This window comes from Flavobacterium sp. 11 (genome assembly GCF_002754315.1).
GTDB lineage: Bacteria > Bacteroidota > Bacteroidia > Flavobacteriales > Flavobacteriaceae > Flavobacterium > Flavobacterium algoritolerans.
This window is the reverse complement of record NZ_PEFE01000001.1, coordinates 2344049-2361191: the sequence shown is the minus strand read 5'-3', so window position 1 is coordinate 2361191 and position 17143 is coordinate 2344049. Positions and strand designations below refer to the sequence as shown.

At 32.0% G+C, this 17143-nt stretch carries 17 protein-coding genes; 2 read left to right on the top strand and 15 right to left on the bottom strand.

All coding sequences use genetic code 11. From position 1 onward, the window contains the following. Positions 1-33: 33 nt before the first annotated feature. The 12 genes from CLV00_RS10215 to CLV00_RS10160 form a co-directional block, all read right to left on the bottom strand. Positions 34-750, bottom strand: coding sequence for a response regulator transcription factor (locus CLV00_RS10215; RefSeq protein ID WP_099715105.1), 717 nt, complete (start codon positions 748-750; stop codon positions 34-36). A gap of 3 nt (positions 751-753) precedes the next feature. Further along, positions 754-2337 (bottom strand): sensor histidine kinase KdpD, encoded by a 1584-nt coding sequence (locus tag CLV00_RS10210; protein WP_099715104.1) that lies wholly within the window; start codon positions 2335-2337, stop codon positions 754-756. Positions 2338-2396: 59 nt separating this feature from the next. Continuing rightward, on the bottom strand, positions 2397-2993 hold the full coding sequence (gene coaE, locus CLV00_RS10205; protein ID WP_099715103.1) for a dephospho-CoA kinase: 597 nt from the start codon (positions 2991-2993) through the stop codon (positions 2397-2399). A 1-nt stretch (position 2994) separates the two neighbouring features. Beyond that, the gene (locus tag CLV00_RS10200) at positions 2995-3996 is read right to left on the bottom strand and encodes a glycosyltransferase family 2 protein (RefSeq protein WP_099715102.1); all 1002 of its coding nucleotides are present in this window, start codon (positions 3994-3996) and stop codon (positions 2995-2997) included. A 129-nt stretch (positions 3997-4125) separates the two neighbouring features. After that, entirely contained in the window at positions 4126-5316 is a 1191-nt protein-coding gene (gene fabV, locus CLV00_RS10195) for an enoyl-ACP reductase FabV (protein ID WP_099715101.1), read from the bottom strand. Positions 5317-5410: 94 nt separating this feature from the next. Beyond that, complete coding sequence (recN, locus tag CLV00_RS10190; protein ID WP_099715100.1) at positions 5411-7063, bottom strand: DNA repair protein RecN; 1653 nt, start codon at positions 7061-7063, stop codon at positions 5411-5413. A 54-nt stretch (positions 7064-7117) separates the two neighbouring features. After that, complete coding sequence (locus tag CLV00_RS10185) at positions 7118-8002, bottom strand: DUF4835 family protein (RefSeq protein ID WP_099715099.1); 885 nt, start codon at positions 8000-8002, stop codon at positions 7118-7120. Between the two features lie 72 nt (positions 8003-8074). After that, positions 8075-9286 carry a bifunctional phosphopantothenoylcysteine decarboxylase/phosphopantothenate--cysteine ligase CoaBC gene (gene coaBC / locus CLV00_RS10180; RefSeq protein ID WP_099715098.1) on the bottom strand — a complete coding sequence of 404 codons (1212 nt, stop codon included), beginning with the start codon at positions 9284-9286 and terminating at the stop codon, positions 8075-8077. Between the two features lie 8 nt (positions 9287-9294). Next, positions 9295-9612, bottom strand: a complete 318-nt coding sequence (locus tag CLV00_RS10175; RefSeq protein WP_026709525.1) for a DNA-directed RNA polymerase subunit omega — start codon at positions 9610-9612, stop codon at positions 9295-9297. A gap of 4 nt (positions 9613-9616) precedes the next feature. After that, positions 9617-10411 (bottom strand): outer membrane protein assembly factor BamD, encoded by a 795-nt coding sequence (locus CLV00_RS10170; RefSeq protein ID WP_099716309.1) that lies wholly within the window; start codon positions 10409-10411, stop codon positions 9617-9619. Positions 10412-10539: 128 nt separating this feature from the next. Beyond that, the gene (dapA, locus tag CLV00_RS10165) at positions 10540-11427 is read right to left on the bottom strand and encodes a 4-hydroxy-tetrahydrodipicolinate synthase (protein WP_099715097.1); all 888 of its coding nucleotides are present in this window, start codon (positions 11425-11427) and stop codon (positions 10540-10542) included. A 7-nt stretch (positions 11428-11434) separates the two neighbouring features. Next, entirely contained in the window at positions 11435-11953 is a 519-nt protein-coding gene (locus CLV00_RS10160; protein ID WP_099715096.1) for a hypothetical protein, read from the bottom strand. 47 nt (positions 11954-12000) lie between these two features. Here CLV00_RS10160 and CLV00_RS10155 point away from each other — a divergent pair, with 47 nt between their 5' ends. Together CLV00_RS10155 and CLV00_RS10150 are read left to right on the top strand one after the other, a co-directional pair. Then, a complete protein-coding gene (locus CLV00_RS10155) occupies positions 12001-12780 on the top strand; it encodes a 5'-nucleotidase C-terminal domain-containing protein (protein WP_099715095.1) in 780 nt (259 codons plus the stop codon). 170 nt (positions 12781-12950) lie between these two features. After that, a complete protein-coding gene (locus CLV00_RS10150) occupies positions 12951-13862 on the top strand; it encodes a bifunctional UDP-sugar hydrolase/5'-nucleotidase (RefSeq protein ID WP_099715094.1) in 912 nt (303 codons plus the stop codon). On the opposite strand, the gene CLV00_RS10145 is transcribed toward CLV00_RS10150, so the two are convergent. From CLV00_RS10145 to CLV00_RS10135, 3 genes are all read right to left on the bottom strand, one after another. Further along, complete coding sequence (locus CLV00_RS10145) at positions 13852-14574, bottom strand: hypothetical protein (RefSeq protein WP_099715093.1); 723 nt, start codon at positions 14572-14574, stop codon at positions 13852-13854. The genes CLV00_RS10150 and CLV00_RS10145 overlap by 11 nt on opposite strands. Next, positions 14558-16576, bottom strand: a complete 2019-nt coding sequence (gene ligA, locus CLV00_RS10140) for an NAD-dependent DNA ligase LigA (protein ID WP_099715092.1) — start codon at positions 16574-16576, stop codon at positions 14558-14560. The genes CLV00_RS10145 and ligA overlap by 17 nt, the downstream gene beginning before the upstream one ends. A gap of 75 nt (positions 16577-16651) precedes the next feature. Further along, complete coding sequence (locus tag CLV00_RS10135; RefSeq protein WP_099715091.1) at positions 16652-17125, bottom strand: DUF6495 family protein; 474 nt, start codon at positions 17123-17125, stop codon at positions 16652-16654. Positions 17126-17143: the final 18 nt, after the last annotated feature.

The following is a 17143-nucleotide window of genomic DNA, read 5'->3' as shown; positions in this document are numbered from 1 at the left end:
AAAAAGCCTCAATTTCTTGAGGCTTATATCTATTTATTCTGCTACTTTATTCTTAACAACTAATCTGAATCCTTCTCCGTGGATGTTTAAAATTTCAACATCTTCATCAAGTTTCAAATATTTTCTCAACTTAGCGATGTACACATCCATACTTCTTGAAGTGAAATAGTTATCATCTCTCCAAATTTTTGTCAAGGCCAATTCTCTTGGCATCAAGTCATTTTCGTGAAGAATCAACATTTTCAATAATTCATTTTCTTTTGGAGATAATTTTATTGGTTCATCATTATTAAAAGTTAAAAAACGAAGTTTTGAATTCAAATGAAATTTACCAATATTAAATTCAAATTGTACTTGTTCTGCTTTAGTATCAGATGATTTTCTTTGGATTATTGCCTTGATTTTCATCAACAATACTTCAGAATCAAAAGGTTTATTCAAGTAATCGTCAGCACCTGCTTTATACCCTTTCAACACATCTTCTTTCATAGATTTAGCTGTCAAGAATATAATTGGCACTTCATTATTTTTTTCTCTGATTTCTTTTGCCAAAGTATAACCATCTTTGTAAGGCATCATTACATCCAGAATACATAAATCATAAGTATCCTTTTTGAATTTTTCGAATCCTTCCATTCCATTTTTGGCTAAAGTAACATCAAAATCATTTAGCATTAAATAATCTTTTAAAACTGCACCAAAATTAAGGTCATCTTCGACTAGAAGTATTTTTTTATTTACATTTTCCATATTCTAATTTATTAATGGTAATTTTATTATGAAGGTACTCCCTTTTCCCTTTTCACTTTCAACATATACTTGACCGTTATGGTCGTCAACAATTCTTTTTACGTAAGCTAATCCTAACCCGTGTCCTTTAACATTATGAATGTCTCCAGTATGTTCTCTATAGAATTTTTCGAAAATTCTTTTTTGAGCTATTTTACTCATTCCCAGACCACTATCTTTCACTTTAATAATGACCATATCTTTGATATTTTCAGTGAAAATTTCAATTTCAGGAACATTAGGCGAGTATTTTATCGCGTTTTCTAAAATATTCACAATGACATTGGTAAAATGAACATCATTGATTAAAACTGTGGTTCTAATGGCTTTAAAATGGCAGGTAATTGTTCCTTGCCTGTCTTCTAAAATCAAATTCACATGATCTATTGCATCTTCAATAATTTCATGAATATTATTTGATTCCTTAGTAATATCTAATTCTTTCTTTTCTAATTTAGAAATTCGAAGCACATTTTCTACTTGTGCATGCATGCGTTTATTTTCATCCTTAATCATTTGAAGGTATCGCAAAACCTTTTCTTTGTCATCTATTATTTTTGGATTTCTAATCGCATCCAAAGCTAAATTGATAGTTGCAATTGGCGTTTTAAATTCATGTGTCATATTATTAATGAAATCATTTTTGATTTCAGAAATTTGACGTTGACGAATCAATTGATTCAATGCACTTGTATACGCAATTAAAATAATCAGCGTAAAAACAATAGAAAGAACTGTTATACTAACGAGTTCTGACAATAAAAATTTCTTTTTGAGAGGAAATGTAACCAGCAATTGGTATTTACTATTTCCTTCATTATCTGTAAAAATAGGAATTGAATACGTAGCTTCTTTATCATATTTAAAGGCATTTGATTTAATTTTGGTTGCTAAATTATTGCTGTAAATACCAAACTCAAATCTTGTTTCAATACCATATTCTCCTAATTCTTTTTTAATCAGTTTCTGTAAAACATCACTGGTAACGCGTTCTTCGAGCGGCATTGCCGATAGAACATCCTTCGCAGAAATTTCAAAAAGAGCGTCATCCAAAATATCAAGGTTACCTGATTTTTCAATTCTAACATCAGGAATCAAACTTTGACTCACTCCTGATTTATCCATCGAATTATTGTTATAAACTTCAGTTACCCTTTTGGAACTAAAGCTTTTAAATTTTTCACTATCAAATTTTTTATCAAAGAACGTTGGTGAAATATTATAATCTTCAGAAATTATACTGTTAGAATATATAATTGTTTTATTTGTTCTTGGATTTTTTTGAACATAATAAAACTCTAATATATCATCCTTTTCAGGCACTTTTCCGGTGCTGTCTTTATAATGATTTATTTTATCATAAAAACTATATGTTTCTTGCTTTTGAATCTTATCTGCCACATTACCAATTACTTGCTTAACATGGAATTTAAACTGCTCATCATTGTTTTTGAATGAGGTATTAAACCAATACACTTGAACAAGAATTATCCCTATTAAGGAAAGGCTCATCAATAAAACAAGTAATCTAAAAAAAAGTTTATTCATCGAAACAAATTTAGTATTTTAACAATATATTAAATAATAGATTAACCAAACATTAACACCTATACCACATTTTGTTTAATCTTTAAAATTTTAAGAATTTTAACAACTTCTAATTTTGTAGTTTCCATAGAAGTATTTTCTATGATGAAATCGCTTTTTGAGATGCGTTGTTCATCAGTCCATTGTGCATTTATTCTTTTCAAAACAAGTTCGCGTGTCGTTTTATCACGTTCAACAACTCTCTGAATCCTTGATTCTATTGGCGCTGTGACAGTTATAATCAAATCGCAGTTTTTATAACTTCCACTTTCAAATAAAATTGCAGCTTCGTAAATAACATAAGGAGCTGCAGTATGTTGTAAAAGCCATTGCTCAAAATGTTTTTTTACAGCAGGATGAACAATATTGTTAAGTTTTTCTAATTTTTCGGGGTTATTAAAAACAATTTTGGCTAATTCTTCTCTGTTCAACTTCTCATTTTCAAAGACTTCATCCCCAAATACGTTTTTAATAGCGCTTATAATCTCTACAGATTGCATTATTTTTCTGGCTTCGTCATCAGCAATGTACACTGGAATGCCAAATGATTTAAAATAATTTGCAATGGTGGTTTTCCCACTTCCGATACCGCCAGTTAAACCAATTATTTTTGTCATATTAAACTTTGAAAAATAATTCAGGGAAAGCTTCTTGAGGTTTTTGCTTCAAAATGATAATTTTAAAAAAGGATACAATAAAACCAGTTCCGTAACCGTAAAATTGTTTCCAAACAGCTATCAATGATAAATACCCTATTTTTAAGCTCTTATTTTGATAAGAAGACACCAAAAACAGTACCAAAAAGTAAGCAAAATACAATTGAAGCAGTAAATCAAAATTAAAAATTAACATCAATAAAAAGGAAATAAAAAATCCAATTATAAATACCGAAGGAAAGAAAAAAGTAAGCTTATTGTATTTAGGATACCAACTATTTAGAATTGGTCGTGCTTTTCCAAATTTGTTTACTTGAGTCGAAAACTTATCCCAATCAATTCTTCTCTTGTGATATACAAATGCATTAGGAAACAGTTTAGTCTCAAAACCTAAATTCCACAGTCGAATTGACAAATCTGGATCTTCACCGGGATGAATATTTCCGAAACCTTTTGATGCTTCAAAAGCTTTGCGAGACAATCCCATATTAAAACTTCTAGGCTGAAACTTATCTATTTTTTCAGAACCACCTCTGATTCCTCCCGTGGTCAAAAAAGAAGTCATCGCAAAATTAATTGCTTTTTGTATATCCGAAAAACTGTCTAAAGCCTTATCTGGCCCACCAAAACAATCTACATAATTCTGTTTTAAAGCTTTATCAACCTCTGATAAATATTCTTTTGGAATAATACAATCCGAATCGAAAATGATAAAATAATCACCTCTGGCTTTTTTCATTCCGTAATTTCTGGAATCCCCAGGTCCAGAATTTTCTTTGTAGTAGTATGAAATATCCAATCTGTCACCATATTTTTGAGCTACATCTTTGCACACTATGGAAGAGCCATCTTCAATAAGAACAATTTCAAAAATTTCGTTAAACGTTGAATGAGACAAGCTCTCTAAAAGTTCATCAACTTCATCCGGGCGATTGTAAACTGGTATAATTAGGGAAAATAACATAAATTATGACTGTGGTATTAAAGATCTTTTTTTAGGCTCAAAAAATTTTAACAAATATAATCTTTATCCATAAAAAAACCATCAACTATTAATTGATGGTTTTATAAATATTTAATTTAGTAATTGGGATTAAGCAATACTTTCGATGTTTACCAGTTCGTTAGCATCTGCTTTATAATCTACTCCTGCAACGTCAAAGCCAAATAGATTGTAAAAATCTTTTCTGTATCCTTCTAAATCTCCTATTTCAGATAAATTTTCAGTTACAGCTTCAATCCATAATTTAGCTACTCTCTCTTGAACATCAGGACGCATTTCTAAATCGTCAATACGGATTCTTCCTTTTTCATCAACCGGAACTTCATTTCCAGTATATAATCTTTCTTGATACAAACGTTGAATTTGTTCGATACAACCTTCGTGAATTCCTTCTTCTTTCATTATTTTATACAACAAAGAAATATACAATGGAATAACCGGAATGGCCGAACTTGCTTGTGTAACCAATGCTTTATTTACCGAAACGAATGCTTTACCATCAATAGCAGCTAAACTGTCAGTGATAGCAAATGCTGTCGCTTCAAGATGATCTTTAGCACGACCAATTGTACCTTTTCTATAAACGGCTTCAGTCAATGATGGCCCAATATAAGAATAAGCAACAGTTGTAGCCCCTGGAGCCAGTAGATTTTGAGCTTTTAAAGCATCAATCCACATCGCCCAATCTTCACCACCCATTACGGCAATAGTATTTTCAATATCGTCACCACTACAAGGCTCAATTGAAATTTCTGAAACTTTACCAGAATGGAAATCAACTGTTTTATTGGTAAAAGTTCCTCCGATAGGTTTCAATACTGAGCGATGCAAAACTCCAGTAACCGGATGCATACGAACAGGAGAAGCCAAACTGTAGATTACTAAGTCTACTTGCCCTAAATCAGCTTTTATAAGATCTAAAGTTTGTTGCTTTACTTCATTTGAAAACGCATCTCCATTGATACTTTTTGCATATAAACCCGCTTTATGCGCTTCAGTTTCAAAAGCTGCAGAATTATACCAACCTGGAGAAGCTGTTTTACCTTCTGTTGGAGGTTTTTCAAAAAATACACCAATAGTTCCTGCATCAGAACCAAAAGCACTTGTAATTCTTGAAGCCAAACCAAATCCGGTTGAAGCTCCAATTACCAATACTTTTTTAGCCCCGTTTATAGGTCCTTTTGATTTAATATATTCTATTTGATTTTTAACATTTTGTTCGCATCCTTTTGGGTGAGATGTCGTACAAATAAATCCTCTCATTCTAGGTTCTATAATCATATTCTTGGTTATTCGTTTTTTATTTATTCGTGTAATCGTTTTATTGCTGCTACAAAAGACTTGCTTTTAAAGGAAACAAATATAAAGTAAAAAATTAGTTCAGCAAGGCTTTAGCATGATTTAAGGCCGAATCAGAAACAACAGTTCCAGATAACATTTGAGCAATTTCAACCAGTCTTTCCTCTCCATTTAACAACTTCAATTCAGACAGTGTGTCTTCGCCAACAGTTGATTTAAACACTTTGAAATGTGCATTTCCTTTTGCTGCAATTTGAGGTAAATGGGTAATGGCAAAAATTTGCATTTCCTGACTCATCTCTTTCATGATTTCCCCCATCCTAATGGCGATTTCTCCGGAAACACCAGTATCAATTTCATCAAAAATTAAGGTTGGTAATTTTGAATATTGTGCCAATATCGCCTTAACAGCAAGCATAATCCTTGACATTTCTCCACCGGAAGCCACTTTTTTCAATAAACCAAAATCAGTTCCTTTATTGGCCGAGAATAAAAACTGAAGCTCATCTTTTCCATTTTGAAAATAAGTTTCAGTAGTAGTAATATCAATATTAAAGCGAACATTTGGCATTCCCAAAGTTTCTAAAATGGTAATCAACTTTTGAGATAAAACTGGAATCGAATCTAATCTATTCGTATGAATTATAGTCGAAAAAGCATCTAATTCAACTGTTTTTTGTTCGATAGAAATCGTCAGTGCCGCAATTTCTTCTTCCATATTGCCTAATGCTAAAACTGAATTTTCCAGATTAGCTTGAATTTCCAGTAATTCCTCCACAGAGGAAACCTGATGTTTCTTTTGCAAATTAAAAATCACTTGCAATTTTTGACTGATTAAATCCAATTGCTCCGGATCATTAATCAGTTTCTCTGAACAGCGATTCATTTCATCTGAAATATCATCAAACTCAATTGTTAAGCTTGAAATTCTCTCTAACAAAGAATGATATTCCGTCGAAAAAGATGCAATTCTTTGCAATGAAGCCTTAATTTCATTCAAATTATGCATGACACCTATTTGCTCTTCATTGGCGATAGCCAAAGATTTATCAATAGATTCTTTTATAATCTCAACATTATTCAACTTCTCAAAATCAGCCTCAAGAGATTCTTGTTCACCAGCTTTCAATTGAGCCGCAACTAATTCATCCAATAAAAAAGTATTGTATTCTTGCTCTTTCTTAGATTCGCTTTGTCTTTTCAACAGCGAATTTAATTTGGATTTATCCGATTTATAACTTTTTAATAGAGATTGATATTCCAGAATTGTTTCTTTATTATTGGCAATTGCATCAATAATTTCGAACTGTACAGTTTCATCCGAAAGTTCTTGGGTTTGCTGTTGCGAATGAATATCAATCAAGAACAAGCTCAATTCCTGCAATTCCTGAAGATTCACAGGACTATCATTTATAAAAGCCCTGGATTTTCCCGAAGGAAGAATTTCTCTTCTAATTATGGTATCATTTTCATAATCTAAATCATTTTCTTCAAAAAAGGGAAGCAAATTATATTTAGAAATTTCGAAATGGGCTTCAATGACACACTTTTCTTCTTTATTTTTCAAAGAAGTTAAGTCGGCTCTTTTTCCTAAAACCAAACCTATTGCGCCTAATATTATCGATTTTCCAGCTCCGGTTTCTCCTGTAATTATTGAAAATCCTTTTGAAAAATCAATAGACAATTTTTCTATTAAGGCATAGTTTTTTATCGAAAGTGACGTTATCATTTACTATATTGTTTTGTGATGTGAGGCTGAATGAAACTAAAAATTGAAAATCAATTAATATTTCATCAGCATCCATTTACTTGAATTCAAAGGAGAAATTTTATTCAGATTATCGACTAAATCTGAGATTGTAATACTTGGTCCGCCAGAAAATATAGAAACTATTTCATCTGATTTAGCATCGAAAAAAACGCGGGTTAAAAATGCATTAGGTCTGGAAGCATTTAATTTAGTCAAATCGATTAATGATCCTTTTATTTTTTCTTTAGATGCTTTTAAATCCTGGTTCATTACATCTAAACCAGTATGATAATCAAGCATGGTTTGACGTATTTGTTTGAATGCCGGGGATAAAATATCATTTATCAAAAAGTAGCGATTTTGGTTTCCATCAGCTTGACTCCATCCTTTAGAACCGCCTTGTTGAGCGACATTTGAAATGTTTTGAGCTGTTTCAAAATAAGAATTTCCCGATTCAGAAACAAAAGTATCTGCATCCATTCCTAAAATCATATAACTGTAAAAAGCCAAAACTGAAACTAAATTAGAATCGAATGTAGTTGGGTTAAAAATTAGATTTTCAAACTCAGTATATCTAAAATTAAAGTCTTTATCGTTATAATTTAATACTGGAGAGGAATAAGAGGAATTAAAAATAGGTCTTGAAGATTGCACTTGAATAGTTGCAGTAAATTGGTCGGAATTGTTTGAAGAAACAGTAATATACATCGAACAATTAATTTTTTCATTCTGCTTTACAGCTTGTCCAGTCCAATCCGTTTTATTTACAAACTCACTTATAGAAGTTTGCAATGTTTTAAAAACCTGCTGATTTGTAACACTTAATTTTTGTGAATCAACCGTTACCGTACAGTTTAATTGTTGCGCTTGTGTAAGCCCAAAAGTAAAAAGCAGAAAAAAAATAATTATTTTATTCATCTGTAGATTTGTATTGTTTCTTAACGGTTAACAATAATTCAAAAATTGCATTTGTATTACAAATCCGTTACCCTATTTCATAAAATGTACTTTCACCTTTTCTAGAATATCATCAGCAACAGCTTCTTTCGATTTCAATTCCATTGGTTCAATATTGAAATACTTATCAATAAAGGTAACTTTATTCGTTGCTTTACCAAAACCAGCACCTTGATCTTGAAGCGAATTTAAAACAATCAAATCTAAGTTTTTTTTCTGAATTTTCAAGATTGCATTTTCAATTTCATTTTCTGTTTCTAAAGCAAAACCTATCAAAAACTGATTTTTCTTTTGTTCCCCCAAAGAAGCTAAAATATCCTTCGTTTTTTCGAGTTCTATTGTAAAATCATCAGCCGCTTTTTTTATTTTTTGATGCGCAACATTCTTGGGTTTGTAATCTGCAACGGCCGCAGCTGCAATCGCAACATCCACATCAGCATAAAACTGATGACAAGCCACATACATTTCTTCTGCAGACACAACATTAATCACATTGATCAATGGATTTGAAACTTTACAATTTGTAGGTCCCGAAACCAAAATCACCGAAGCACCCAGATTTGCAGCGCTAATCGCTATATCAAAACCCATTTTTCCCGAAGAATGATTTCCTATAAAACGCACAGGATCTATTGCTTCGTATGTGGGACCGGCAGTAATTAATATTTTTTTTCCTTTAAGAGGCAATTTACTGTTTAAATCTGCTTCCAGAAAAGCGATAATGTTTTCAGGTTCCGCCATTCTTCCTTCACCGGATAATCCGCTTGCCAATTCACCGCTTTCAGCAGGAATCATGACATTACCAAACTGAGTCAGAGAAGAAAAATTAGCAATAGTAGAAGGATGTTTGTACATGTCTAAATCCATTGCAGGAGCAAAATATACTGGACATTTTGCTGATAAATAAGCCGCAATCAGAAGATTATCACAAGTACCATTTGTCATTTTAGACAAAGTATTTGCAGTTGCTGGAGCAATAACCATCAAATCAGCCCAAAGCGCTAATTCAACATGATTATTCCATTTTTCGTTCTCGTCGTCTTGATTATAAAAACTGGAATGAACAGGATTTTTGGATAACGTAGATAACGTAAGAGGAGTTACAAAATCCTTAGAAGCAGGTGTCATTATCACTTGGACATGTGCACCTGCTTTTATGAAAAGTCGTACTAATGTGGCTGTTTTATAGGCTGCAATTCCACCAGAAACTCCAAGTAGAATTTTCTTACCGCTTAAAACTGACATAGTAACTATTATTTATTTGAATCTCTGTGGTAGATTTTTCCGTCTAACCATTCTTGAACTGCTAAAGCGTGTGGCTTAGGTAGTTTTTCGTAAAATTTTGAAACCTCAATTTGCTCTTTGTTTTCAAAAACTTCTTCAAGACTGTCATTATATGTAGCAAATTCTTCCAATTTCTCAGTCAATTCTTTTTTAATTTCAGAATTAATTTGGTTTGCTCTTTTAGCCATAATGGTTATCGCTTCATACACATTACCAGTAGGTTCTTCAATAACAGTTTTGTTGTATGTTATTGTATTTACTGGAGCATTCGTCTTCTTTAAATCCATGACTTTATTTATTAAATTGTTGTAAATCTTTGTCTATTCGAGCTAACATTTCGTTTGCTACTTGCTTGTATTTAGTATCCGCTTTAAATTTAATCAAGTTCAATTGAGCGGCTTTTGCAACATTTAATCGGTCTTCCATTTTTGATGGAATACTATTAATTGCCAATTGATAGGCTGAATCTAACTTGTAATATAAAGCATCTTCTTTGAATGGAGTTCCCGGATAATCTGCTACAAAATTGTCTAAAGCAACAATTGCTGATTTATAATCCGAAATCGTATTGTATCCTTTAGCATTCTCGAAAACCTTTTGTTCTATTTTCTCGCTCAAAACTTTTACAGTTGCATTTGCTTCTGCCAAGTACTGAGAATTAGGATTATTATCAATAAATGTTTGTAACTTATCTAATGCTTTAGTAGTATCCGTTTGATCTAAACTGTAAACTGGCGATAACATAGAATAGCTTTTTGCTCCCAAATAAGCTGCTTCTTCCAGTTTTTCACTTTTTGGATATCCTGAAACAAAACTCTCAAATTGATATCCTGCCAAGTAATATTGTTTTGTTTTGTAATACGATTGAGCAAACATATAAAACAATTTTTCAGCTTGAGGTTTCCCTCTGTACGCTGGAGCAATTTGTTCAAAAATACGAATCGCTTTAGAATATTTCTCTGCGTCGTATAATTTAGTGGCCATTTCAAATTTAACAGCGACATCTTCGGTTTTTAATGCTTTTTGGTATTCACTACAAGAACTGAATAAAGCTACAAGAAGCAATAGAGATATTATTTTTTTCATTTTTTTACTTTTTTTATGATTTCTTGGTTGAAACAACCCATAAAATCATACCGAAGTTTCGGTGGCAAATTTAGTTATTAATTTAGCGACTTCAAAATATATTTTTTGTTTAAAAAAAGACTCTTTTTTTATCCTTGTTTATTGACTTTTTTGACAAATTGATCAATTCTTTCTGCTAATGAATCATCTACTTTTACTAATGGTAAACGTACTGTGTTTTCTGAAATTCCCAGTGATAGAAACACTTGTTTGATTCCTGCTGGATTTCCTTGTTCAAAAATCATATCAATACAATCTGCTAAAAGGTATTGTGATTTGAATGCTTCGTCCACTTTACGATTCAATCCTAATCGAATCATTTCAGAAAATTCTTTAGGAAAACCTTGTCCAATTACAGATATAACGCCTGATCCTCCTGCTAAAACCATTGGCAAAGCGATCATATCATCTCCTGAAATTACCAGAAAATCTTTTGGTTTATCTTTCAGCAATTGCATCGCTTGAACAATATCACCGGCAGCTTCTTTTATGGCTACGACATTTTCAAAATCATTAGCCAAACGGATAACGGTTGAAGGCAACATATTGCTGGCTGTTCTTCCTGGAACATTATATAAAATAACTGGAATTGGTGATGCTTCGGCTACAGCTTTAAAATGCTGGTAAATACCTTCTTGTGTAGGTTTATTATAATACGGAGAAACCGATAATATTGCTGTAAATGCAGACAAATCTCTTGTTTTCAACTCTTCTACTACTCTTAAAGTATTGTTTCCTCCTACTCCAAGCACCAATGGCAAACTTCCATTATTAGCTTCGATTACGGTACTAATAACTAATTCTTTTTCTTCTGAAGACAATGTTGCATTTTCGGCAGTTGTACCCAAGACTACAAGATATTCAATTCCTCCGTCGATTGAAAAATTCACAATTCTTTTTAATGCTTCGGTGTCAATTGAAAAATCTTCTTTAAACGGGGTTACAAGAGCAACACCAGTACCTATTAATGATTGCATATTAGATTTATATTTTGTTTAATATTTTTAAATATTTGAATAGCTCACTTACAAAAAGTGTATAATTATCGACATCTGTTTTAATCATAAAATGATTTAGTCTTTTGTCTATTGATGAAAAACCAACTTTAAATTGCGCTTTTGAAATATGAGTGATTTTTAATAAAATTGCTTTTTCTATGTCGTAATAACTGATTAACAAATCAAATTTTTCAGTGACAAAATCATTTACTTCCGAAGAAGAAATTTCTCCATTCCAATTTAAATCTCCTGAATTAAATACAGGATATGTTCGCTCTACTGTTTTTTTAAGTTTATCTCTGTATACAATTGTTGTTATATTTTCTGGTGCAATTCCGTTTGCTATGAGCTGTTGAATTAATAATTCCGTTTCAGCAAAACGAGTGGCATCAACCAGTAAACCAATTGTTTTTACAACATTAACTGACTCAATATTTTTTAAATTTTGAAAGCTTTTTTTTAATGTTTTTTTTACAAAAAAATCCTTTATATAATTCAAAAACATATTACTTTTACTTGATTACAAAATTAATTAATTAAGTCGCATTTAAAATGGTAAATCTAAAAAAGTATAACGATGTTTCTAAACTTTTTGTTATATTCTTAACATTTTTTTTTGTTGCTTCCTGCAGCAAACAAAATTACTACGTTACTAAGATAGAAGGCAAACGAATTCCAATCACCGAAAAGGAAATTCAAGTCCCTCAAATTGAAAATTTTATCAAACCTTACAGAGAACACATCAATAAAGATTTAGACAGCGTTCTAGCGTATTGTCCGGAAACATTAGACAAAAGCACTGGGAAATGGCAAACTACAATTGGTAATTTGATGGCTGATGTTACTTTAATGAAAGGAAACACTGTGTTTCAAGCGAGAGAAAAAAAGAACATTGATATTTGCTTACTCAATAGCGGGGGAATTCGTTCCATACTTCCAAAAGGAAATGTAACAGCACGAACGGCTTTTGAAATTATGCCTTTTGAAAATAGTTTGGTTGTAATTGCTTTAAAAGGAGAGCAAATTCTTGAAATGGTCGATTATTTTATCGCCGAAAAAAAACCACATCCTCTCGCTGGAATAACTTTTACCATTGACAAAAATAATCTTCCAAAAAACATATTAGTACAAGGGAAACCTGTTCAAAAAGAGACTATTTATTACGTAGGAACCAATGATTATTTGTCTAATGGTGGTGACAATATGAATTTCTTTAAAAAAGGGGTTCAGAAATTTGATTTAGACTATAAACTACGAAATATTCTTATTGATTATTTTAAAGAAGTAGATACAATTCCTGTGATAAATGATGTTAGAATTACGGTTGAATAAGTAATTTGAATAACAAAATAGTTTTAGAAAACATAAAGCCCTAGCCCCGAGTGAAGTGAAAATCATTTTTTATCGTTTTTCTCGATAAAAAATATTGCAACGAAAAGCGGGAAATAGCTCCTGATTGCTTCGTTCCTCGCAATGGCAATTGGATTAAAAATAAATATAAAATGAAAAGAAGAGAATTTATAGAAAAAACAGCTGCGAGTTCAGCTTTACTAAGTTTAGGTTTATCATTAAGCAGCTTTGAATCTTCACAAAAAAGACATCTTACTATTTTACATACGAATGATGTGCACAGTTACATTGATCCATTTCCTGCGGATCATCCCAGAAATGCAAATATGGGTGGCGTGGCACGAAGAGCAGCCTTGATTGAAACGATTCGAAAAGAGAATCCAAATGTATTATTACTGGATGCAGGCGATATTTTTCAAGGAACGCCTTATTTTAATTATTATGGTGGAGAGTTAGAATTCAAGTTAATGAGCATGATGCAATATGATGCTTCTACGATAGGAAATCACGATTTTGATAACGGTGTTGAAGGTTTGCATGCGCAAATGCCACATGCTAAATTTGAGTTCCTATCTGCCAACTACGATTTTAAAAACACCGTGATGGATGGTTTTGTAAAACCGTATAAAATATTCAACAAAAATGGTATTAAAGTGGGTGTTTTTGGACTTGGAATAGAGCTTGAAGGATTAGTTGATAAAGGAATGTACAAAGAAACCGTTTACAACAATCCAGTCGAAACGGCTCAAGATATGGTTCGGATTTTAAAGAAAGAACAAAAGTGTGATTTAGTGATTTGCTTGTCGCATTTAGGCTATAAATACAGAGACGAACCCAATAAAATATGTGATTTGAAATTAGCGGAACTAACACAAGACATTGATTTGATTATTGGTGGACATACACATACTTTTCTAGAGAAACCTACTGTTGTAAAAAACCTTGCCGGTAAAGAAGTTCTTGTAAATCAAGTGGGTTGTTACGGTATAAATCTGGGAAGAATTGATTTTTATCTGGATAACGATAAAGCTAAAGCATTTGAAGGGAAATCGATTATTGTGTAACAGTAATCGATTCTTTTTTTGCATTTATCGCTTCTGCATCAATCACAAATCTATAAAAGGAATAATAGCTTGTGACATACAAAATCATTGCCAGTGGCCTGAAATATGTGGGTGGCAGATTAGACAAAAAGCATTTTTCAATAAAAACTGTAAAATAGAGCGCAGTAGATAATAATCCAAAAATAGCCAGCCAGGGCGAATTATTAGTGTCGTTCATGAAATAATTAGACAAAATAACACCGGCAAGAATCGATACTAAAATATTTTGACCTACCAAAGGATAATAACTGCCTTTTGGAATTTCATCCGAAATAGAAAGCAAATAGGAAAAAATAAAAACAAAAGGAATAATTGCTATTAGTATTGGTACAAAATCCTTAATCTTATTCAACTTTATAATATAAAATATAAGTAAAATTCGATGCGTAAAAATACCTATTAAGCCCAAAATCAAAAAAAGTATTGATTCAAAAAGAATGAAAATACTGGTAAGGAGTAAAAAAAATACGGTCATATAAAAAAGCACATTTCTTTCCTTAGAAGTGACCCAATAAAGATAAATTAGCATTATGGCTACCAAAGGTCTAAATGCAAACAGAATTACTTTGAATGAAAATAATTCTGCTAGAACTTCAATAATTGAAAAAGAAAACAGCAAACCAAGGATTGCATTTTCCTGTAAAAAATTATACTTTTTAGTCAGTAGCTGCATTAGCGTTATTAATTAGATTCATAAAATCATCTTCGGAGATTATTGGTATGTTCAACTTGGTTGCCTTATCTAATTTTGCAGGTCCCATATTATCTCCAGCAACAACATAATCCGTTTTTGCCGAAATAGAACTTCCCACTTTTCCTCCATTATCTTCGATTGCCTTTTTTAAATCATCTCTTGAAAATTTCTCAAAAACTCCTGAAACAACAAATGTTTTCCCAGAAAGTTTATTTGTGGCGTTAGGATTTATATGTTCAACAATTTCAAATTGAACACCAAAACTTTTTAGTCTTTCAATTATAATTCTATTTTCTTGATTTTCGAAAAAGTCAATTACACTTTGCGCAATTCGTTCTCCAATTTCGTCCACTAAAATCAAATCCATCAATGTAGCCTGACGCAATGCATCAATGTTTTTATAATGTTTGGCTAGTTTTTTGGCAACCGTTTCACCGACAAATCGAATTCCAATAGCGAACAAAACGCGCTCAAAAGGAATATTCTTTGAATTCTCTACACCTTTCACTAAATTTTCAGCAGATTTTTGAGCCATTCGTTCCAAAGGAAGAATTTGATCCACAGTCAGTTCATATAAATCGGCATAATTATGAACCAATCCATTATTAAAAAGCAAAGCAACAGTTTCGCCTCCTAAACCTTCAATATCCATTGCTTTTCGAGAAATATAATGCTGAATCCTTCCTATAATCTGCGGTGGACAACCATAAAAATTAGGACAATAATGATTTGCTTCGCCTTCGGTTCTCACTAATGCCGTATTACATTCCGGGCAATGCGTGATGTATTTTGTTGGTTCTGTATTTTCTGGACGCTTACTCAAATCAACAGCAATAATCTTAGGGATTATCTCCCCTCCTTTTTCTACAAAAACAGTATCTCCTACACGAATATCCAATTTCTCAATTTGATCAGCGTTATGTAAAGAAGCTCGTTTCACAATGGTTCCTGCTAATTGTACCGGTTCTAAGTTCGCCACAGGAGTAATGGAACCCGTTCGTCCTACTTGATACGAAATTGAATTTAATTGTGTAGAAACTTGTTCTGATTTGAATTTATAAGCAATTGCCCAACGCGGAGATTTGGCTGTAAAGCCCAATTCATCCTGATAGTGGAAAGAATTTACTTTTACCACAACACCATCCGTTTCATAGGGAAGGTCATGTCTGTGAATATCCCAATAATCTATAAACTCGAAAACTTCGGTTAAATTACTGGCTAATTTTGCTTCTTTTGGCACTTTGAAACCCCAATTTCTAGCCGTTTCCAATCCTTCAAACTGAGATTTGAAAGGAAGATTATTTCCAATTAAAAAATACAACAGGCAATCCAAAGGCCGTTTTGCAACTTCAGCACTATCCTGTAATTTTAAACTTCCCGAAGCTGTATTTCTGGGATTTGAATACGGTAATTCTCCAATTTCGATTAAATCCTGATTCATTTTTTCGAAACCGGCAAAAGGCAAAATGATCTCACCACGCACATCAAAAGTAGCAGGGAAATTCCCTTTTAATTTTAACGGAATGGATTTTATAGTTTTGATATTATTAGTCACATCGTCTCCTTGAAAACCATCTCCACGCGTTACCGCACGTTTTAATTTTCCGTTTTCGTAAGTAATACTAATAGATGCACCATCGTATTTTAGTTCACAAGTATATTCTAATGGAACATCTCCTAAAACTTTTTGAACACGTTTTTCCCAATCCATCAATTCTTCCTTAGAATAGGAATTATCAAGAGAATACATACGGTGTTCATGCGGAACGGTTTGGAAATTTTTTGTAATCGTACCTCCTACTCGTTGAGAAGGCGAATTTTCGTCAAAGTATTCCGGGTATTTATTTTCTAAATCCTGAAGTTGTTTTAATTTTAAATCAAATTCAAAATCGGAAATTGTGGGTGTATCTAACACATAATAATTATAGTTGTGCTGATTTAATTCTTCCCTTAATTTTTGAATCGTATTTTGAATATCCATAGAAAATAAAAATTGGCTATTTTAGTTTTGAAAAAGTGTACTAAAATAACCAATTAAAAATAAATAGCAATACAATTAGGATGCTATAATAGTATTTATTTGCTGGTATAAAAGGCCGTCGCTCAAAAACGAACCTTGCTGTATCAATTCAAAAATGGAAGCATTACGCTCATCCGTAAACTCTTTTTTCCCTACTTTCATTTCAATAGTATCCGTAAACATATTATCGCTAAGCCATTGCAATCCATCTTTAGTTAAAAAATCCACTTCAGGAACCAATGATTTTAAAACTATAGATTGAACATGGGTATCAAAACAATGAAAAAGGAAAATATGATTTTTAGAAAAATGTTCTAAATACGTTGCTTTCGAAAGAACTCCTTCCCAAATTAAATCAGAAAAAACGTCTAATTCTTGTTCGGCAACTTCTGGTTTTTCAGCTTTTATTTTATCCCACTCTGCTTTATCAATTGCTTGAGTTGCTAAAAAAGTACTGAATTCCTGATTCAATTCTTCAAATTGTTCTTTTGTCAATCTTGAGTATTTCATTATTGTATTTTAATATTT